The 20490-nt window shown below is 41.3% G+C and carries 20 protein-coding genes; 9 read left to right on the forward strand and 11 right to left on the reverse strand.

The window, feature by feature from the left end; translation table 11 throughout:
• Window positions 1-22 precede the first annotated feature (22 nt).
• The 3 genes from NSQ25_RS01495 to NSQ25_RS01505 all read left to right on the forward strand — a co-directional run bounded on the left by NSQ25_RS01495 (window position 23) and on the right by NSQ25_RS01505 (window position 3041).
• Window positions 23-1405, forward strand: a complete 1383-nt coding sequence (locus tag NSQ25_RS01495) for an amino acid permease (RefSeq protein WP_034283178.1) — start codon at window positions 23-25, stop codon at window positions 1403-1405.
• 100 nt (window positions 1406-1505) lie between these two features.
• Complete coding sequence (locus tag NSQ25_RS01500) at window positions 1506-1871, forward strand: VOC family protein (RefSeq protein ID WP_025092526.1); 366 nt, start codon at window positions 1506-1508, stop codon at window positions 1869-1871.
• Between the two features lie 309 nt (window positions 1872-2180).
• Window positions 2181-3041 carry an alpha/beta hydrolase gene (locus tag NSQ25_RS01505; protein ID WP_034283180.1) on the forward strand — a complete coding sequence of 287 codons (861 nt, stop codon included), beginning with the start codon at window positions 2181-2183 and terminating at the stop codon, window positions 3039-3041.
• A gap of 40 nt (window positions 3042-3081) precedes the next feature.
• Here NSQ25_RS01505 and NSQ25_RS01510 read toward each other — a convergent pair whose 3' ends face one another.
• Window positions 3082-4509: an alanine/glycine:cation symporter family protein gene (locus NSQ25_RS01510; RefSeq protein WP_070326641.1), complete on the reverse strand. Its 1428-nt coding sequence runs from the start codon at window positions 4507-4509 to the stop codon at window positions 3082-3084.
• Between the two features lie 33 nt (window positions 4510-4542).
• Window positions 4543-5523, reverse strand: a complete 981-nt coding sequence (locus NSQ25_RS01515; RefSeq protein ID WP_267587813.1) for a glutaminase — start codon at window positions 5521-5523, stop codon at window positions 4543-4545.
• 496 nt (window positions 5524-6019) lie between these two features.
• On the opposite strand from NSQ25_RS01515, the gene NSQ25_RS01520 reads away from it, so the two are divergent.
• From NSQ25_RS01520 to NSQ25_RS01530, 3 genes are all read left to right on the forward strand, one after another.
• Window positions 6020-7306, forward strand: coding sequence for a sensor histidine kinase (locus NSQ25_RS01520; RefSeq protein WP_034283184.1), 1287 nt, complete (start codon window positions 6020-6022; stop codon window positions 7304-7306).
• Between the two features lie 4 nt (window positions 7307-7310).
• Window positions 7311-8249: a response regulator gene (locus NSQ25_RS01525; RefSeq protein ID WP_034283187.1), complete on the forward strand. Its 939-nt coding sequence runs from the start codon at window positions 7311-7313 to the stop codon at window positions 8247-8249.
• Window positions 8250-8440: 191 nt separating this feature from the next.
• Complete coding sequence (locus NSQ25_RS01530) at window positions 8441-9526, forward strand: SEC-C metal-binding domain-containing protein (RefSeq protein ID WP_034283189.1); 1086 nt, start codon at window positions 8441-8443, stop codon at window positions 9524-9526.
• Window positions 9527-9571: 45 nt separating this feature from the next.
• Here NSQ25_RS01530 and NSQ25_RS01535 read toward each other — a convergent pair whose 3' ends face one another.
• From NSQ25_RS01535 to NSQ25_RS01550, 4 genes are all read right to left on the reverse strand, one after another.
• Entirely contained in the window at window positions 9572-10612 is a 1041-nt protein-coding gene (locus NSQ25_RS01535) for a DUF4352 domain-containing protein (RefSeq protein ID WP_326136089.1), read from the reverse strand.
• Window positions 10613-10925: 313 nt separating this feature from the next.
• Entirely contained in the window at window positions 10926-11582 is a 657-nt protein-coding gene (locus NSQ25_RS01540) for a response regulator transcription factor (RefSeq protein ID WP_176967356.1), read from the reverse strand.
• Window positions 11579-12793 carry a sensor histidine kinase gene (locus tag NSQ25_RS01545; RefSeq protein ID WP_326136088.1) on the reverse strand — a complete coding sequence of 405 codons (1215 nt, stop codon included), beginning with the start codon at window positions 12791-12793 and terminating at the stop codon, window positions 11579-11581. The genes NSQ25_RS01540 and NSQ25_RS01545 overlap by 4 nt, the downstream gene beginning before the upstream one ends.
• Before the next feature lie 18 nt (window positions 12794-12811).
• On the reverse strand, window positions 12812-13276 hold the full coding sequence (locus tag NSQ25_RS01550) for a DUF1453 domain-containing protein (protein ID WP_326136087.1): 465 nt from the start codon (window positions 13274-13276) through the stop codon (window positions 12812-12814).
• 159 nt (window positions 13277-13435) lie between these two features.
• On the opposite strand from NSQ25_RS01550, the gene NSQ25_RS01555 reads away from it, so the two are divergent.
• Window positions 13436-14365: an aldo/keto reductase gene (locus tag NSQ25_RS01555; RefSeq protein ID WP_034283198.1), complete on the forward strand. Its 930-nt coding sequence runs from the start codon at window positions 13436-13438 to the stop codon at window positions 14363-14365.
• Window positions 14366-14398: 33 nt separating this feature from the next.
• On the opposite strand, the gene NSQ25_RS01560 is transcribed toward NSQ25_RS01555, so the two are convergent.
• Both NSQ25_RS01560 and NSQ25_RS01565 read right to left on the reverse strand, forming a co-directional pair.
• A complete protein-coding gene (locus NSQ25_RS01560) occupies window positions 14399-15364 on the reverse strand; it encodes a GHKL domain-containing protein (protein WP_326136086.1) in 966 nt (321 codons plus the stop codon).
• Window positions 15365-15375: 11 nt separating this feature from the next.
• Window positions 15376-16077 (reverse strand): LytTR family DNA-binding domain-containing protein, encoded by a 702-nt coding sequence (locus tag NSQ25_RS01565; RefSeq protein ID WP_025092773.1) that lies wholly within the window; start codon window positions 16075-16077, stop codon window positions 15376-15378.
• A gap of 161 nt (window positions 16078-16238) precedes the next feature.
• Here NSQ25_RS01565 and NSQ25_RS01570 point away from each other — a divergent pair, with 161 nt between their 5' ends.
• Together NSQ25_RS01570 and NSQ25_RS01575 are read left to right on the forward strand one after the other, a co-directional pair.
• Window positions 16239-16979 carry an ATP-binding cassette domain-containing protein gene (locus tag NSQ25_RS01570; RefSeq protein ID WP_251232535.1) on the forward strand — a complete coding sequence of 247 codons (741 nt, stop codon included), beginning with the start codon at window positions 16239-16241 and terminating at the stop codon, window positions 16977-16979.
• Window positions 16979-18154 (forward strand): ABC transporter permease, encoded by a 1176-nt coding sequence (locus NSQ25_RS01575; RefSeq protein ID WP_326136085.1) that lies wholly within the window; start codon window positions 16979-16981, stop codon window positions 18152-18154. The genes NSQ25_RS01570 and NSQ25_RS01575 overlap by 1 nt, the downstream gene beginning before the upstream one ends.
• A 56-nt stretch (window positions 18155-18210) precedes the next feature.
• Here NSQ25_RS01575 and NSQ25_RS01580 read toward each other — a convergent pair whose 3' ends face one another.
• From NSQ25_RS01580 to NSQ25_RS01590, 3 genes are all read right to left on the reverse strand, one after another.
• A complete protein-coding gene (locus NSQ25_RS01580; protein WP_326136084.1) occupies window positions 18211-18762 on the reverse strand; it encodes a hypothetical protein in 552 nt (183 codons plus the stop codon).
• A 62-nt stretch (window positions 18763-18824) separates the two neighbouring features.
• A complete protein-coding gene (locus NSQ25_RS01585) occupies window positions 18825-19121 on the reverse strand; it encodes a hypothetical protein (RefSeq protein ID WP_081123946.1) in 297 nt (98 codons plus the stop codon).
• Between the two features lie 284 nt (window positions 19122-19405).
• On the reverse strand, window positions 19406-20467 hold the full coding sequence (locus NSQ25_RS01590; protein ID WP_034283205.1) for a DUF4352 domain-containing protein: 1062 nt from the start codon (window positions 20465-20467) through the stop codon (window positions 19406-19408).
• Window positions 20468-20490: the final 23 nt, after the last annotated feature.

Here is a 20490-nt window from a genome sequence, read left to right on the forward strand (position 1 = left end):
TAACGTTTTGGAGGGAAAGGGTTTGCGACATATTCTTCGTAAGAAACACATTCACGATTTGTTGGAACAGAGCAGACAGCAAAAGGTAAAGAAAACGCTGGGCGGGCTCGATCTCACGCTTCTTGGTATAGGGGCAGTGATTGGTACAGGGGTTATGGTGTTAACTGGTATTACAGCGGCTAAAGATGCAGGACCGGCTGTCATTTTCTCCTTTGCGATTGCAGCCATTGTGTGCAGTTTGGCAGCACTTTGTTATGCAGAAATGGCTTCAGCGCTTCCTGTATTCGGCAGTGCATACATTTATTCATATACGACCATGGGCGAGCTTGTAGGCCATTTAATGGGATGGACCTTATTATCTGTCTATATGCTGACTGCTTCAGCTGTTGCCAGCGGCTGGTCGAGTTATTTCAACAGCCTGCTCGAGGGATTTGGAATTTCGATTCCGCATCAATTTTTAGCGGGGCCGGAGCAAGGCGGATATATGAATCTGCCGGCGATTATCATTGCTTTACTGATTGCGTGGATCTTATCTAGAGGAACGAAGGAAAGTAAAAAATTTAATAATATCATGGTGTTTGTGAAACTCGGTATTATTGTTCTTTTCATTGTAGTAGGCGGCTTTTATGTACAGCCATCCAATTGGCAGCCGTTTATGCCGTTTGGCGCAGAAGGTGTCATTGCCGGTGCTGCTGCTGTGTTTTTTGCCTTTTTAGGGTTTGATGCAATTTCTGCTTCAGCAGAAGAGGTGAAAAATCCGCAGCGAAACCTGCCAATTGGGATCATAGGTTCATTACTTATTTGTACGATCATTTACATTGTCGTTTGTTTGGTCATGACAGGCATGGTGCACTATACACAGCTGAATGTCACAGAGGCTATGTCATATGTTCTGCAAAGTGTACATCAAAATAGTGTGGCTGGTATTATTTCGGTTGGTGCGGTCATTGGATTGATGGCTGTGATTTTCGCCAATAATTATGCGGCAACTCGAATTGCCTATGCGATGGGCCGAGACGGACTTTTGCCTAAAGTGTTTTCAAAAACAAACAAAAGTGATACGCCTGTTGCTAGCATATGGATGATTGGCGGAATGACAGCTGTTATTTCAGGCTTTATTGATTTGAAGGATCTGTCCAACTTAGCGAATATCGGTGCGTTATTAACGTTTGCCATGGTCAGTTTATCTGTGCTTATTTTGAGAAAGACACATCAGCAGCTTGAGAGGGGCTTCAGGGTTCCTTTTGTGCCGGTTTTGCCGATTATATCAATGGGCTGCTGCTTGTTCCTTATGCTCAACTTACCAGGCCGGACATGGCTTTACTTTGGGGTTTGGCTGTTAATCGGTGTCGTCATGTATGCAGCGTATTCAAACAAACACAGTGAATTAGCGAAATCTTCATGAGAAAAAGGTGCAAATCCGTTGACGATTTGTGCCTTTTTTCATACGATTTGGGATAAGCTATAAAAGAGATGATGGACGGAACAAGAGGAGGATGAGGGATATGATAAGTGTTAGTCCTTATATTGTTGTAGAAGATGTGAAAGAATCTCTTCAATATTATCAAGGGATTTTTGGTGGGGATATTCAGATCTTAAATGAACATCAGGACCGTGTCCTGCATGCTGAATTGCATCTTGGGGAATCACTGCTTCATTTTTCAGATACATTTGGACGCACGCCAAAGCCAGAGAATCTCAGATTGATCATGCAGTTCGACAATGAAGAAGAACTAAAGGCTGTCTATGAAGCGCTGGAAGCTGATGGAGATGTACTGGTCGAATTACAGGATACCTTCTTTGGCGCACTTCACGGACAAGTACAGGACCGGAAAAATGGGTTGATCTGGGTGCTGAATTATATGAAATAGACGAAGACCTTCACGAGTGTGAAGTTTCAGCGTGTAGACAAACCCTCGCATTCGGTGTCAGGTCTGCGCTCCGGTGCTCACGAATGTCCAATTCGCTCCGCTCCGGTACTCGCCCTTCCTAGACTGCAAAGGTTTTCTATCACGCTGAAAAGAAGACAAAGGGCTAAAATCAAGATCATTTTAGCCCTTTGTCAACAATCTGTACCTTCACGAGTGTGAAGGTTTTTTTGTGAGTGTTTTTATTTTCTGAAAAATGGAAAATATGCTATGTTGGAAGAATAAAAGGACAAGGAGAAGGGTGGCAAAGGAATGGAACAAATTGAGTTTCAATCAATCCAAACAAATGGTGTAACACTTCATACAGCAATGGCTGGACCGGAAAATGGCCCGCTGCTTGTGCTGCTCCACGGGTTTCCTGAGTTTTGGTACGGCTGGAAAAATCAAATCATCCCCTTGGCTGAGGCAGGCTATCGTGTTGTTGTTCCTGATCAAAGAGGCTACCATCTAAGTGACAAGCCAGAAGGAGTCGAATCCTACGTATTAGATAAACTGAGAGATGATATTGTGGGTTTGATCAAGACGCTGAGCCCGAACCAAAAGGCGATTGTCGGCGGACATGACTGGGGCGGAGCTGTTGCTTGGCATTTGGCTTCAACCCGTTCTCAATATGTCGAGAAATTAATCATTGTCAATATGCCGCATCCGCGGGTGATGATGAAGGTTCTTCCTTTTTATCCGCCGCAGTGGAAGAAAAGCTCCTATATCGCTTTTTTTCAGCTTCCGAATGTTCCAGAGGCAGCACTTCAAGAAAATCACTTTCAAAAGCTGGATGAAGCCATTGGGCTGACGGCAAGACCGCATTTGTTCACGAAGGAAGATGTCTCAAGCTACAAGCTCGCTTGGACGCAGCCAGGCGCCTTGACCTCAATGCTGAATTGGTATCGAGCCATCAAAAAAGGCGGCTTTGAAAAGCCGATTTCCAAACGAATTCTCGTCCCTGTTCGCATGATCTGGGGGATGGAGGACAAATTTTTAAGCAGAAAGCTGGCGAAGGAAACGATCAAGATCTGTCCAAATGGCCAGCTGATCTTTGTCGATGATGCCTCTCATTGGATCAATCATGAGAAACCAGAGGTCGTCAACAAACTTATACTTGAATTTTTGACATAAAGAAACAAAGCTCTGATCAGTTGACCAGAGCTTTGTTTCTTTATCCGATTTGATTCTTTTTCAATGTAGCAGGTTCGTCGTCCCAGCATTCAATTTTCTCATTGTTTGGAACGGCATTTTTATAGAAAACAGGATCTTTGCCTTCTTTTTTCTGTCTCGTGTAGTCCTTCAGTGCTGCGAAGGCGACCTTAGACAGCATGGTAATGGCGATGAGGTTGACGATGACCATGAGTCCCATGAAGAGATCGGCTAGACCCCAAACGAGAGGAACAGTGGCAACCGCACCGAACAGAACCATTCCAATAACAGCAATTCGATAGATGTTCAGCCAAATTTTATTCGCTCCAAGGAATTCAATGTTCGTTTCCCCATAGTAATAGTTACCGATCAATGTACTGAACGCGAATAGGAAAATCATGATGGCAAGGAAGCCAGAGGCCCATGGTCCAATGTGCTGACTAAGAGAAGCCTGCGTTAATTCAATTCCTTGCAGGTTTGTTGTTTTATACGCATCAGAAAACAGAACAAGGAAGGCAGTGCTTGTACAAATAATTAACGTATCTGTTAACACGCCGAATGCTTGGATTAATCCTTGTTTAACAGGGTGGCTGGTGACAGCTGTTGCTGCTGCGTTAGGTGCACTACCCATACCGGCTTCATTCGAGAAAAGACCGCGTTTAATTCCTTGTAATAAGGCACCGCCTAGCGTACCGCCAGCGAACTGTTCAAAACCGAAGGCGTGTTTCACAATCGTGCTGATGACACCAGGAAGTTCCGTGATATTTGTGACAATGACAAAGAACGCAATTCCGATATAAGCAACCGCAAGCACAACGACAATGTATTCAGAAGCCTTTGCGATCGCTTGGATTCCTTTGAAAATGATCGCTGCAAAAATGACAGCCATCACAATACCGACGGTTAAACGGTCTAAACCAAAGGAGTTTTTAAAAGCGACAGTGATCGTATTTGATTGAACCGCATTAAAGACGATTCCAAAAGAAATCGTAATCAGGATCGCAAATAAAATCCCCATCCAGCGCTTGTTTAACCCTTTTTCCATGTAATAAGCAGGTCCACCGCGGAAGCCTGTTTTGTCTTTTACTTTATATACTTGAGCTAGTGTACTTTCAACGAAACTTGAGGCAGATCCAATAATGGCTACGATCCACATCCAAAAAATTGCGCCAGGGCCGCCAATGGCAATAGCGATAGCAATCCCTGTGATATTCCCTGTCCCTACACGTGCTGCCATACTGATGGCAAATGCTTGGAACGGTGATATTCCCTCTTTTTCTTTTCTTCCTTCCTTCAGGACACGCAACATTTCTTTGATCATTCTTACTTGCAGGAAGCGTGTTCTATATGTGAAGTACACCCCAACACCAAGTAACAGAGCAATCACAATATAAGTCCAAATAAAATCATTTGTATGTGTTAAATAAGATAGCAAAGCTTTTTCGTTCATAACATCACCTCTTCGAATTCATCACTGTTCTTTTTAAAAAATACTGAGATCCCACTCTTTGGCGAGCTTTTTCAGCATCATGACACCGGTAATACTATTTCCGCAATCGTCAATGGCGGGACCGTAAATGCCAATTCCACAGCCTGTCTGAAACGGGAACTCTCTTCTTGCGCTTGGCGGAACGCAAGCCATAATGCCTCCAGACACACCACTTTTGGCTGGAACGCCTACGAAAGCAGCAAAATTCCCAGACGCATTATACATGCCGCATGTCAGCATCAATGCCTTTGTTAGTCTGGCGATATCCTTTGGGATGACTTGGACTTGTTTAAAGGGATGGTAGCCATCACTTGATATAATCAGTCCAATCAAGGCGATGTCCTCTGTTGTGACCTCGATGGAACATTGCTTTAAATACACTTCTAACGTGTCCTCGACATCCGATTCTAAATAATTGGTTTCCTTTAAATAATAAGCAAGTGCCCGATTTCGATGTGCAGTTGCCCATTCTGATTGATAAACCTCTTCATTAACAGAAGGACGCTTACCTATTAAGTTTTCGATTAAATCGAAAATATATGCTAGCTTTTCTGTAGAAGTCTTTCCGGGAAGGATGGAGGATACGGTAATAGCTCCAGCATTAATCATTGGATTAAAGGGCTTCCCTGGTTTGTGCATCTCAAGACGGTAGATGGAATTAAATGCATCACCAGTTGGCTCTACATCTACCCGATCCAAGACGTAAGGTACGCCTCTTCCTAAACAGGCAGCTATAAAGCTGATGACTTTTGAGATACTTTGCAGGGTAAAGGGAACGTCCCAATCACCATATCGTACAGATGATCCATCTGGGCCTATCACGCTGATACCAAGTTGAGAGGAATTCACTTTTCCAAGTGCTGGAATGTAGCCAGCATTCTGCCCGTTTGTGTAATACGGACGTATTTCTTCTGCCCATTGATCAACAGAAGACTGGCATGCGTGTTGTGTATTGTTAGAAATTGCTGTTTTCATACGATTCCTCCAATCAAAAATCAAAAAGTACCCTATTGAATTGGCGGATGACAAAAAATGCGATCAAATAGGCACGAAAACATGTTACACATCTTCAAAGAACTTGTCATGCGCTGCTTGCACCACTCCTTTACACCTAAATATATGTACAAATGAAGGCATTGTCGGCGGAAAAACAAAAAGGGTTTTTAGTGAAAATTCAGAAAACGCTTACATATAGTTTCACTAAAATTGTTCATTCAATTTATCTTGGAAACTACACAATCTGACGTAAATCTACAGAAAAACTTACAAATAAAAATCAGTCTGTCGATTATTGTCGTCAATGCTCAAAACACTGAATAGCTGAAAGGTCACCTTGCTGCCCCGGAGAATAGTCATAAAAAAGGGTTTTGAGGATAAAAGGAGCAGTGAAAATTATTTTTTTGTACATTGTGGAGAAAAGAGACTCCTTGTATACTGTGGCTATGCAAACAGGGGAAGGGATGTCAGTCATTTGAGTTTAAATCAGCTTGTCAAAAAGGACGCATTCATTTTAATTTTTATGATGGTCATTGTGCCGCTTGCAGGAGAGCTGAAGTTTTATCCTGTGAATGAGACGTTTCGCATCAGCTTTGGCGCACCTGCGTTTTTCTTTTGCTTATTACTCTTAAGAAAATCTAGACCGCTATTGCCGGGATTTTTAACAGGCGCAGCTATTGTGCTTTTTCGGGTAGGCTTAGATTTGATTCAGCAGAATGCTGATCTAGCTTCTTCATTTTATCAGCAATTCCCAAGCTTCTTTTTCTATTTCACTTATGCTTTCCTGTTTTTTGCTGTCCGTACAGGACGCTTTAAACAGCGCTCTATTTTCATTGGGATCATCGGTTTGATGATCGAATTAGTTGCTGATTTTGTCGAGCTGTTTGTACAATTTTTAGTGTTTGATACAACGATGACCTTATCAAAGCTGAGCGATATGTTCCTCATTGCGTTTGCTCACAGCTTTGTGGTGATCAGTTTTTTTAATATGATGAAGCTGTATGAGGCGCAATCAAGAGAAAAGCAGATCATGAAACAAAATGAGCATATGATGATGGTCATATCGAATTTATACGAAGAAACGGTGCATTTAAAGAAAACGTTAAAACATACAGAGCATATTACACAGGAATCATACCGGCTTTACCGTCTGCTGCATGAACACGAAGCAGGGAAAAAATTGAGTCAGGAGCTGTTAAAGCTTGCAGGAGAAATTCATGAAGTGAAAAAGGATAATCAGCGTATTTATGCTGGGCTTTCAAAGCTGATTTCGAAGGAAAATATGCAAGACTATATGAAGGCGGAAGAGCTCGTTCAAATTGTGATCCGCATTCAAGAGAAGTATGCTCTATCTCTTGGGAAAAACATCTCCTTTACATCTGATATAAAGGGCATTCATCTGCATGATTATCATGTGTTTATTTTCTTATCGCTGATTAATAATTTAATGGCCAATGCAGTCGAAGCAATAAAAGATACCGGGATGATCTCACTCGAATTGAAAGGAAGTCATGATAAAATAGAGATTCGGATTGAAGATGATGGACCAGGGATTCCTAAAAAAATGAGAGAGATTGTGTTTGATCCAGGGTATACCTCCAAATTTGATGCATTTGGAACACCGTCTACTGGGATTGGCTTATCCTATGTGAGAGAGCTGGTACAAGAGCTTGGCGGTCATATTCAAATCGAACCAAAAGAAACAAAAGGTACAGCATTTCTGCTTGTCCTTCCTATACAAAATTTAATACAGAGAGGGTGAGTGTATGCGATTCTTCATTGCAGATGATGATCGTGCAATACGCTCGATTTTAGGTCAAATCATAGAGGATGAGGATTTGGGAGAGGTCGTAGATGAAGCGGGTGACGGAGTTGGATTAGAGGCACATTCACTGAACCTCAAGAAAGTAGACATCCTTTTGATTGATCTTTTAATGCCTGCTAGAGATGGCATTCAAACCATCCGCCATATCCACCCTGAATTCAAAGGCAAGGTCATTATGATTTCCCAAGTAGAGGCGAAAGAGATGATGGCAGAAGCCTATGAACTAGGGATTGAATATTATATCCATAAGCCTGTCAATCGCATTGAAATCGTCAGTGTGATTCGAAAAGTCATGGAGCGTATCAAGCTGGAAAAATCGATTTACGATATACAAGCTTCTCTTCGCCACGTGCTGCCATTAGAGCCTGTGATTTCTCAAGGTGCGGGCGCTGAGGCGAAGAGAAGGACGATGAAAGAAGCTGGGGAATTCCTCTTATCTGAGCTGGGAATTGTCGGCGAGAGCGGCTCTAAGGATTTACTGGAGATACTCATCTACTTACATGAAACACAGTCCGCCAATTCTCATGAGGTCAATTTCCCGCCGCTAAAGCAGCTGTTTATCAAAACAGCAGAAAGAAAACTGGCTCATGATGCAACCGATGTAGAGGTGATGCGGGAAGTGAAAGCGGCGGAACAGCGGATTAGACGAGCTATTCATCATTCCTTGAATCATTTTGCCTCACTAGGATTAACAGATTTCTCAAATCCTAAGTTTGAGCACTACGCGTCGAAGTTTTTCGATTTTACCGATGTCAGCCAAAGAATGAAAGAAATGCAGAAGACATCTTCTCCCGCAGGATCGACGGGCAGAGTCAATACAAAGAAATTCGTACAAATCTTTTATTTTGAGGCAAAGCAGTTATTCGAAGGAATGAGCTGAGGAAAATCTGTTGGTATGATTGGAGAAAATAAACAGAGGAAGTCTGTCTTTCCTATGATCTATCGTGATCTTCAGGTGTTTTTATAATTTAACTGATCATTCTGATTTTTCTTTTTTCTTGAAAATGAAACCCTCCTGTGCAATCGTTTGTTAAAATAGTGAGGTTAGACTAGAATGTCGGAGGTTTTATTTTGGGAAAAATTAAACGAAATGCGCTCTGCCCTTGCGGAAGCGGAAAAAAATATAAACATTGCTGTGGTCAAAAATCAGGCGGAGAACAAACGTCTGAGCTTGTGTTTAAGGAAGCTGTACAAGTCCAAAAGGATTTAATGAATTATGCTTTTTCTAAGCATCAAAGAGCGATCAATCAATTCATTAATGAGTTTTCTTTCCTTGCAGATATGGATAAAGAAACGCAACAAATCTCAGTTTTCCATTTGAGTGTATGGGGCATCTTCTTCCGTCCATTAACTGATCAGAAAGAGACCATTTTCCAAGAATTCCTGACGAAGAAGGCAGAGGATATTACCCGTCCGAAAACAAGACAAGTGGTCCAGTCTTGGACAGACATGGAGCCATCATTGCTTTTATTAAATGAAAAAACGGACGAGTCTCTTTACTTTGAGAATATGATAACAGCGGAGAAGGTTGAAGTAGATGTAAAACCTGATCAAACGGTACTGCCTGAAAAGGGAAGTCTCGTGCTTGGTTTTCCTGTTCAATTTGAAGAAAAGGCAGAGTTTTTCATTCAATATACGATGTTTGCGAAAGAGTTTACAGATACTCTTCTTCTTCAGGTCCGCCAGCTTGTTGACGCATATGAAGCAAATGGAGGAGCGCGCAGCACATTTATGAGAGAATCATTTCCTGATGTGCTGAAGTGTATGTTTGCGAAGCAAGAAGTAGAGGAATCAGAGACACCTGCTCAAACAGAAGGCGATGCAGGTCTATCAGCAGATCGTATGGACTGGGCAAGTGACGTCCAGCTGGAAACAGCTAAGCTGATTGAAGACGGAATGAAGGAGCACGGTGACCAAAGCCTGACAGATGGTGCTTTAACGGTTTGGAAAGCCTACTGTGATCAGAAATCACCTGTGATCCGTAAAGCAGCGTCATTTGCTGCCGGAATCGAATACTACATTCATTCACTTGCAAGCGATGCCCCGCTATCTCAAGCACAAGTAGCGAAAAAGTATGGTATTAGTGCGTCGACTGTATCGAGCCGTTTTAAAGATATCGAAAAAGCGGTGAAAGAAGAGCAAGAGGCGACAGTATAATATAAAAAAGACGCGGCACCTTCAGAGGCCAGCGTCTTTTTTATATTATCTCGTTTTAATAAAACCACTCATGTACTGCTCTGTATTATAATCATTGAGGTCAATTTTCCATTGACCCTCCCCATTACGTTTCATTTTCACTTCATATTCAGCTGGGCTTGAAACGGGAGGAAGTTTTTCGAATTCAGATGCGTACATGTTTAAGCTTTTTTTATACAATTCTTCTTTAGAACGGATTTTCCCGTTGTAAAACTCGTCTCTTTGCTTGTCTAGCTTGTCTTTTAAGTTAGAAGCATCAATGCCTGTTACTTGAGCGACAACCTTTGCTTCGTCATCAGAGATGGTTTTCACACTTGTTTCTACTTTCGCTTTATCCTTCATGGTGTTTTGAATGCGTTTGTACATCGACAGAATATCTCGGTCACTCACTTCATTTCCGTATATTCCTGCACTTCTTTTGAAGTCCTTTACAAACATCTCATGGTATTTATTGACGACATCCGATTGGTTGTCACCCGTTAAATCTGCGAATTCATCGTTCTTTTTATCAAAAACAATAATATCGGTATAAGCGGATAACGCTTTTGCTGGGTTATCCAGCTTTTTTGCTGAATCGAGTATTTTGTTTCCATCTAGGTCGATTTGGATGGAATCACTGTTTTTCTTGATGCTGTCCTGATAGACAAACTGATATTTTTTCCCTTTGTCTACTAGGAAATAAAGAGCTCCTGAAAGTGACTTGCCTTTGTTCAATGAACCAAGGTCAAGACGGTCTTTGCTGCCGTAGAATTTTAAATCAGATACTTTGGCATCGTCCTGATAAAGGGAGAAGTCAGAGTTATATAATGAAAGGGCTTTGTCACCTTTATTTGTGATCGTCAGATTGACTTTTAGTACCAATTCATTGTCTCTCAGGGTAGTTGTTGAGTCTTCTGGTAACGTATATTCGTAGCTATTAACTTTTACCTCTGCTGTTTTCGTTGACTTTTGATCAGCGTCGGTTGATTTGGCTGAGCCCTGGCAGGCTGCAGAGATGATCATCACGAATGAAATCATGAGGAGTGCACTTATTTTTTTAAGATTCACAGTTGATGCTCCTTTGCTTTTCTTTCGTCATTTCATTCCCGCTATCTGACTAAGAAAAAAGAAACAGATAGAATGGTATATTCGGGTGTTAAAGGGGAAAATATCCTAATGACGATTTGCACTATTCATTCTATCGAAATTCATTCATGATGAGGAATAGGTTTTAGTCCCTATTTTTGATCATTTTTAACACAATCACCTATAAAATAAGGAATTAAATAAGCACAATATACTAGTTAATAAGTATTGATTTATAGATTTATTTTAGGTTTTAAATGTTTTTTGTATAAAAATCTTGAAGTGAAGGTAGTTTTTATTTCACGAGGCGGTGCCGGATGGCGAAGACGACAGCCTGTGTACGGTCTTGTGCATTGAGCTTTTGTAAAATACGGTGCACATGCGTTTTTACCGTACTTTTGCTGATAAATAATTGATCAGCAATGTCTTCATTCTTTAAGCCATAGGCCATTTGCTGTAATACATCGCGTTCACGTTCTGTGAATGATTCGTGAAGCAGATGAGTGTGATGTGTATCATTTGCCTGCTGAAGAGCTCGTGCCATCATGTGCTCAGAGGCTGCCGTTCGAAAGACAGATTCACCAGCAAAGGCGGTGCGGATGGCCTCAATTAATTCTTCAGGCATTGTATCCTTCAGCAAATAACCGACTGCCCCTGCACGAATTCCGTCAAAGACGTATTCTTCCGTATCAAAGGTCGTGAGAATCACAACTTTTACATCTGGATGCTTTTTTAAAATGTGCTCTGTTGCTGTGATGCCATCCATTCCAGGCATTTGTACATCCATCAGCAGTACGTCTGGAGTGTTGGTCGAGCAAAGCGTAACTGCCTCCTGACCGTCTGACGCCTCCCATATGACGTTAATATCCTCTTGAGCGCTTGCAATATAACGAAATCCTTGGCGGATCAGCGGCTGATCATCAATAATGCCAATTTTAATAGGGTTTGTCATGCCTTGGAGTCCTCCTTGATAGGAATTTGAATATGAATACAGAAGCCGTGCGGGTCGCGTATGGACGTCTTGAGGGAACCGCCTGCTGCGTCACACCGTGCTTTCATGCCTGACAGCCCAAAGCCAAATGAAAGATCTTTTTCGCTGGTCAAATATCCATCGTCTTCAATGTTCATCATCAGCTCATGCTGGTGGTTATATAGTGTAATGGTCATCGCGGTCGCCTTGGCATGGCGAATTGTATTGGTGATGGCTTCTTGTAAAATGCGGTAAAGCAGTTCAGATACGGAGAGCGGCCATTTTTTATACGTAAGCTGCTCTGTATGAAAGTGAATGTCAAGCTCACCCGATATCTCCCCTTGCTTGATGAGGCTGCGAAGTCCGGCAAGTCCGAGACCTGCATCATCTGACGCCATATGATGAACCACAGAACGAACCTCGGTGAGACAATTTTTGGAAATATTGATCAGCTCCTGAAACGTCTGCTCCATCTGCTCTGGTTCTTCCTGCTTTAAACGGTAGGGCAAAGACTGCAGCTGGACAATCATCGAGGTTAATTGGTGTCCGATGCTGTCATGCAGGTCACGTGCAATTCTGCTTCGCTCCTCCAGCACTGCAAATTGGAGAGATTGAACGGTCGCTTCTTCAAGCTCCATATGCGCCTTTTTCAATTGTTCATGGGCTTCTGATAATTCCTTGTGAACCAATTGCAATTCTCCGAAGTGTTCTTCCTTTAATTCCTGTTCACGCCGCCGCATTCTAGAAATCAAAACAAGTGTATACACAAGCAGCTGGAATAGCGGGAGAGTGATCACCATGTTCCAAGAAAAATCGTTTACATAATAGCTGATTCCACTAGTGAAAAAGATGATAGCAAATAGATAGGGATGATGCGCCTCTGAAAAACGAAAAGCGATAAAGCCGATCATAAAAAAGGTCAGCCCAATACTGTCTTGAATCTGACCTGTCACCAGCCACAAGAGATGTGTCAGAATCCACATTAAGAAGAGCATAGAAAATTGCTTTTTAGGTGACAGCTTGCTTTTTGGAAAAAGACAAAGGAGAAACACCAAATAGACGAAGGTTCGAAACACCAATTCGCCTATTGAAAGGGGCTCATACATTTGAATATACATATAGATCAATACAAGGCCTAATACGAATTTTCGCCTTATTTGACCTAAAAGCTTGAGTGGCTGCTGAAGGTTCATATCAAAAACTCCTGTCTGTCAGTTAATAGCAGCAGCTGCCTTGATGTTCATATATTTTTTTAAAAGAATAAAACGTAATCCGATCATACTGCCGATTGGAAGGAATGTCAGGCCATTTGCGAAAATAATCAGGGAATGACCGCCATCCTGTACAATTGAACCTACTGTCATCCGGATAAGGATGATTCCAATGAAAAAAAGTGTTCCATAGAGTGAGCTGGCGGCGGTGATACGCCCCGACTGTTGATCATATGTTACTTTGTATAGTTTACCTCTCCATAGCCCGATTGCAAAACCTGTGAGTGCAAAGACAATCATTGCAAGCAGGTTCATCGCCGTAATTTCAATATGCTGGGTAAAGGAATAAGAGAGTGTGCCTAATAAAATGAGTGGTCCTATGAGAAGCCTGATGGGGCGGATTTCTTTTTCCTTGCCTGTTCTTAAAAGCAGAATAATTATAATGATGACAATTTGAATGGTCATGAGAAGATCTCCTTTTCGTTTTAGTCTATCTTCATCATACGCATCTTCTATTTTCGCAGCGTCCACCTGCAGGTTGATTTTTAGAGAGCGGTATACTTGAATGTTGGAAATGATTCGTGGGAAAATAAGGATGATTATGTAGATAAGGGAGATGAGCTTTTGAAAAAGGTAACGCTTGGACGAACTGATTTGCAGGTAAATCCGATAGGGCTTGGTACGAATGCAGTAGGCGGGCATAATTTATTCCCGAATCTAAGTGAGGATGCTGGACGGGAGCTTGTGGAGACGGCTCTTGATCAAGGTGTCAATTTCCTAGATTCTGCTTTTATTTATGGGCTGGGCCGTTCAGAGGAATTAATCGGTGAGATCATTGCCAAAAGAGGCGGCAGAGAAAAGCTTGTCCTTGCGACAAAAGGGGCTCATAAGGAAGTAAACGGCCAAATTGAACTTGATAACAGCCGTGATTTCTTAAGAGGGCAGGTCGAAAATAGCCTGAAACGGCTGCAAACTGATTATATTGACTTGTACTATATGCATTTCCCGGACGGACGCACGCCGCTCGAAGAAGTAGCAGGCACATTAAAGGAATTGAAGGATGAAGGGAAAATCAGGGCAATCGGTGCATCAAACCTTGATTTTGAACAGCTTCAAGCCTTTAACCGAGATGGCTACTTAGACGTGCTTCAATCGGAGTATTCTCTGCTGAAACGTCAGGCAGAGCAGGATCTTCTTCCATACTGCGTCGAGCATGGGATCTCCTTTATTCCTTATTTCCCATTGGCATCAGGCTTGTTGACCGGGAAATTTACAAAGGATGCGACATTTGATGATATTCGAGCAAAGGACCCGCTTTTCCAAGGCGATGCATTCCTTTCAAATCTCGAAAAAGTAGACAAGCTGAAAGCCATTGCCCAATCAAAGAATGCAGAAACAGCACACGTCGCACTCGCTTGGCTCTTAGCGCAGGATGGCATTGATGCTATTATTCCAGGGGCAAAACGAGCAGACCAAGTGCTGCAAAACCTAAAAACAAACGATGTTCAATTAACAGAAGAGGAAATCAATCAAATTGATAAAATCTTCTCTTAACACTAAAAAAAGGTGCAGCTATGCACCTTTTTTTTATGACATGGTGAGAGGGATTTTGATGACGAGCCGCAAATTTGGAGAACGGTAAGTGAAATCAAGTGTACCGTCTGCCTTTTCAACAAGCTGTTGAATGATATACGTCCCCATGCCTTGATGATCGCCGCCTTTTGTCGAACGTCCAAAAGTTTTGAATAAATGATCTAGCACGTGTTTTTCCATACCTTTTGTGCTGTTTTCACAATGGATTAAAAATAATCCGCTCCGAATAGAGGTCGTGACCGAGATGCTGCCCTCTTTTCCGGCTTGCTTCGCTTCAATCGCTGCATCTAGGGCATTATCAAGCAGGTTGCCAGTAAAACTAACCTGATCCGCCTTTGAAAAGGGAAGCGATGAAAAGGGTGCTTGAAGGTCTAGTGAAAGTGCAATGTCCTCTTTCTCAGCCCGCTCCAAAAAGGAGTGTAGGGTAGAGGCCAAATAAGCATTTTCGCCTTTCATCCATGGGAAATGTTTGACGTATTGCTGAATCAAATCTTTGATCTCACGCTCGTCGTTCGACGAGGAAAAGGCATTTAAATGTCTGGCTGTTTCATGATGTTTACTGCGCATCTCAAGAAGTAATTCGTTGGTTCTTGATTCTGCTTTTATGAGCTCTTGAAGCCGTCCATTTAACTGTTTTTCTGTCTGCATCACCTTCAATGAGAGGATATCAACTGTCACCATCATGATGAGCGCCAAAAGATAGGTCAGCCCATTCGGTTGCGTTACAAACAGCAAAAGACCTGCGCAGGTGATGAGTAGAAAAGCGCCTAATATCACATCACCACTCGTATGAGGCAAAAATCTTTTGTACATGAAAAATGTATAAACACACATCGCGCAAAAGGTAAGAAGCCACAACACAATGGATGGTAACGGCAGAAAGGCTTCAGCAGCTGCATGAAACGCAAGACCTAACCATATGAGGGCATAAATGCGAAATCCAAGATAGAAAGCGTTCACGTTCGTTCTCCTTAAAAATAGTATTTCTTAAAGAATTCTAATTGCTGCTTGGTCATCATGGCTTTTTTATCTGTACCTTCAAAAGACACGATATACGAATTTTTAGCATACGCCGAGAAATTCTTAATGTAATGAATATTGATGATAAACGATCGGTGGGAGCGGATAAAATCCTTTTCAGCCAGATCGCCCTTTAACTCGTTTAATGTCTGATAGGTCTGAATATCTCCTGTCGTTGTCACGATAGTTGTTGAGCGGCCCGTTCGTTCAACAAAAATGACATCCTTTTTCTGCAGCACATGAATATCTGACTGCTGTTTAATGAGAAGCCGTCCATGAATGCTTTTCTCCTGCTTGGTGGACATATAACGCTCTAAGCATTTGGCAATTCGATCAGCTTGGTAGGGCTTCATAATATAATCATGTACATTCAAATCAAACGCATGGACCGCATATCCACTGTTTCCTGTCACAAAGACCACATCGACATTCAGTGCGTGAGAGTGAATGAGGTCCGCTAGTTCATAGCCGGACATTCCAGGCATTTCAATGTCAGCGAACAACAGATCAATGTCTCCTTTTTTGACCTTCTCATATGCATCCTCTGCTGACTGCGTGACAAAGACAATGTCCACAGCCTCCATCCTGCCTACAATGGCGTGCAGCTTTTCTAAATCTACTCGGTAATCGTCGACGAGACCTACTTTTATCATAAAAATCACCTATGACTATTCTTATTATTTGTCTATTTTACCATTTGTTTTTTTGAAATAGATCATTTCAAGACAGAAAAAGGACGTTTCGCGACATTTTTATATCAGGCAAGCGTTATTTTTTCTATCATAGACTTAGAAAGTTGAAAGGGGCGAACCAAATGATTACTCTCAGCGATTGCAGCTGCTGGTTTAAAGATAAGAAAAAGGTCGTAAAAGCGATGAAACATATGACGTTCTCCGTGAAGGAAGGGGAAGTCGTTGGCATCCTTGGAGAAAATGGTGCAGGAAAAACGACATTATTGCGCGCTGTAGCCACATTATTAGAGCCTACACACGGAACAGTCACTGTCGCAGGCTTTGATACAGTGAAAGAAGCAACAGAAGTGAAAAAACGAATTGGTGTCTTGTTTGGCGGAGAGACGGGGCTTTACGATCGTTTGACGGCACGAGAAAACCTTGAATACTTTGGTAAATTGTATGGCTTAGATCAGCATGCAATCAAAGCAAGAATAGAGGATTTGGCAAAGCGTTTTGGAATGAGACAATATATGGATCGCAAGGTGAAAGGATTCTCAAGAGGAATGAAACAAAAGGTGGCGATTGCCAGAACGTTAATTCATGATCCTGACATTATCTTATTTGATGAGCCGACAACAGGCTTAGATATCACATCGAGTAATATTTTCAGAGATTTTATCCATCAGCTCAAGCAGCAAAATAAAACGATCCTCTTTTCAAGCCACATCATGGAAGAAGTCAGCCAGCTTTGCGACAGTGTCATGATGATTCATCAAGGAGAGCTTGTGTACAAAGGGACACTTCCAGAATTATATGCACAGGAACAAAGTGAAGACTTGAACTATATCTTTATGTCGAAGCTCGCTAGGGGGATTTCATAATGTGGAAAACCGTCTTTTTAAAAGAAATGACAGATGCGCTAAGGGATCGAAAAACATTGCTCTTAACCGTACTGATTCCTCTTTTGACCATGCTTGGGCTGGTGTTCTTTTATGAAAGCATGATTGCAGATCCAGGGGATAAAGCCTATACAGTCGCCATCAATGAACAGCTTCCAGCCGAAATGAACCAAATGATCAAAGAGGTCAAAAACCTAAACCTTGAAACATTTGATGATCCGCAGCAAGCCGTCAAGGATGGTAAGGCAAATGCTTACCTGGAAATGCCGAAAGAAGCAGGTGATATGCTCAAGCATCAAAAGCCATTCGCCATTAAAATTCATGGATATACGACAGATGATGATTCGGTGATCACGGTTCAAATGCTGCAATCATTGCTGGAGCAGTATCAAAACCAAGTAGTCGAGAAGCGTTTAGCAGCGGATCAAATCGACACGTCCGTTATTCATCCATTTGAAGTGCAATCCGTTGATGTAGAAGAAGGTGATGAAGGGGAAAATGGAGTGACCGCTATGCTGTTGTCGATTCTCCTTCCGATGATTTTGGTAACCTCCGTCATCTCAGGAGCTTTGCCGGCTGCGCTTGATATTGTAGCAGGTGAAAAAGACCGAAAATCAATTGAAGCCTTATTCCTGACACCGGCCAGCAGACTCCAGATTCTCATCGGAAAATGGCTCGCTGTCTCTATGTTCGGTATTTTAAGTGGGATTGTGGCGATCGGGATGCTGCTTCTATCCACTTTGCTCTTTACAGAAAAGCTGAAGCAAGCTCTGAACTTTGGTGATCAAATGTGGAGCATTATCGGCGTCATGTTTGCGGCGTTAATCATTTTCTCCTTCATGGTATCGATGATTGAACTGCTACTCAGTGTCGTTTCAAGCTCAGTGAAAGAAGCGCAGTCGTACATGTCCATGATCATTACACTAGGTGTGCTCCCAATGTTCTTTACCATGAGAGCAGGTGCTACGCAGCTAGATACGTATTACTTTGCCATCCCATTCCTTAATATTCATGCGCTATGTAAGCAATTGATGTTTGGTATCATCGATCCAATGTCCATCGCCCTGACACTCGGCTCCTCAGCACTGGCAGTCGTCATCCTGTTTGTCATCGTCAGAAGCTTGTTTATGAAAGAGAAATGGATGCTTGCGAAATAAAGAAACGCCCTCTTTGATAGAGGGCGTTTTCAAGTGAATGCCGATCATCGTATTTTTCAGTTTAAGAAACCGAATTGATCCAAGTTCTCTAAATAAAATTGAAAATACTCGTCATGAATACCATCAGGATATTCTTCTAACCCATTTTCGATAAGTGCACCTTCAATTAAAGCATTTATATACCTATTAAGCTTTTCGCAACTATCTCTTACGGTAAATTCTGAAACATATAATCCATCTTTACTTTCTAAAATGATATCAATTCTTCTACCTTCTTGTTCATCAAGCAATAAGTGATTATACTCCCATTCTTTTACTCTTTTAGGGTTTAACGGATGAAGACGATTATGAAGTACTTGTTCACGATGATCCTTTTTTTCCTCATTCGAAAACAATTGAATCAATATACTCGGATCATCAATGACAAAACATTTATATATCTTAGTATATTCAAAGTGATCATCATTTACTAAATCTAAAATCTTTGTTTTTGAAAATTCTCTAGCTTTAAATTTAGACGTTATCATTTCAACGACTTGTTCTTTAGTAAAAATCAATTGATCTTTTTTATATAAATATTGTTTATATAGCTTTTCGTAATAATACATTATTCACCTCTATTAACTATTTAACAGGACCTCCGTAGAAAGCATGAGCCTTTGGAGTTCTTTTATAGGGATGCCAGTGATAATAATACCAATTTCTTGGGCTTAGATTTATATTTATCTACTTCATTTATTGGATCACCTTTTGGATTAGCTGCAGCTGCAACACCTCTTGACTGACTTCTAGAAGTAGACCAAGTATCCTTTCTTGATTTCATTCTAGCAATTGCTTGTGACTTACTTATTCCTTTTCCAATATATACTCCGCCCCGGATAACAGCTTCATAATGGTTATATTTTTTATTCCTGTGCTTGTTGGCTTCTGTAGCAATTACATAACCAGCTCCTGCAACAACAATCACCGCCCCAGTATGAAATAAAGAATGAGGGTACTTTTTTTACTTCGAGTTTACACTTCATCTTTAACACAAATAAGAAGAAAAAATCTTAAGTACAAAAAAGAATAATCAGGATTGAATATCTCATAGTGATCAAGCTAAAGAAAGGAACACTGATTATAGAAAGAAATGTTGTCAAGGATAAGATAACTTGACTATATTCTGGTTTTTTATGATAGAGGGGGGGCACGTTCGCCAAACCAGATGATAAATCATAACAAAAAACCCCCGGGATCGGGGGTTTTCCTTTAGTTCTTGATGAATTTCTCAACTAATGAGCTTGTTTTGTAATCGTTCAAATCAAGTTTCCATTGGTCGATATCATTTTTCTTCATGTTGACTTCTACTGTTTCTTCAGAAGATGATGGTCCTAATTTTTTAAACTCATCTGGGTAAATCGAAAGTAAGTATTTTTGCGCTTCATCGTAAGAAGCTGAACGGTTTTTGCTGTAGAACTCAGTTGCTTTCTCTTTCAAACGATCGACAAGCGGACTTGCATCGATTGGTGTAAGAGTGACAGTCACGACAGCTTTATCACCACTGATCGCTTTTGTTTTTGTTGATACTTTTGATTTTTCAGCTAATGTTTCTTTCACTGCTTTTAAAAGCTTATCAAGGTTTTCGTCCTTCGCTGAGCTAGAAGAAATACCAGAAGAAGTGATATAGCCTTGCTTGAATGATTTATCAAATTCGTTCACAACAGTTGATTTGTTATCACCTGTTAGTTTTTCGAAATCGTCGTTTTTCTTACCAAAAATCATCACATCAATATAAGAAGAAAGAGCTTTTGCAGATGCTTGAAGTGTATCTGCTTTTTTCATTAAGTCTTTACCTTTAATATCGAACTCTAGTGTTTTGTCATCTTTTTTAGAACCACTGCCTGGCTCTGTGTACACAAGCTGATAGTCTTTTTCTTTATCAACAACAAAGAAAAGACCGCCTTTTGTGACTTTGTCTGCATTTAAAGAGCTTGAAGATAATACTTCGTTGTAGTCATCTGGAGAGATCGTAGATACCTGTGCGTCATCTTGGTAAAGCGTGAAGTTGCTTTTATCAACATTGAGAGGCTCTTTGCTGATATTTTTTACAGATACATTCACTTTTAGTACATACTGATCATCCTGTACAGATGTATCGTATTGAGGTGGTAATGTGTACTCAGCACTTTCTACCTTTACCTCTGCTGCATCAAGAGATTTTTTGGTATCGTTTTCTTTCGCAGCTGTTTTGTCTTTTCCACCACTACAAGCAGCAGCGACAACAGTTACACACAAGATCAGAAGAAACAGGGATAATTTCTTTTTAAACATGGCGTGTTTTCCTCCTCGGGTTT

Origin of the sequence: Bacillus sp. FSL R5-0512, assembly GCF_038593295.1 — a bacterium.
GTDB lineage: Bacteria > Bacillota > Bacilli > Bacillales > Bacillaceae > Bacillus > Bacillus safensis.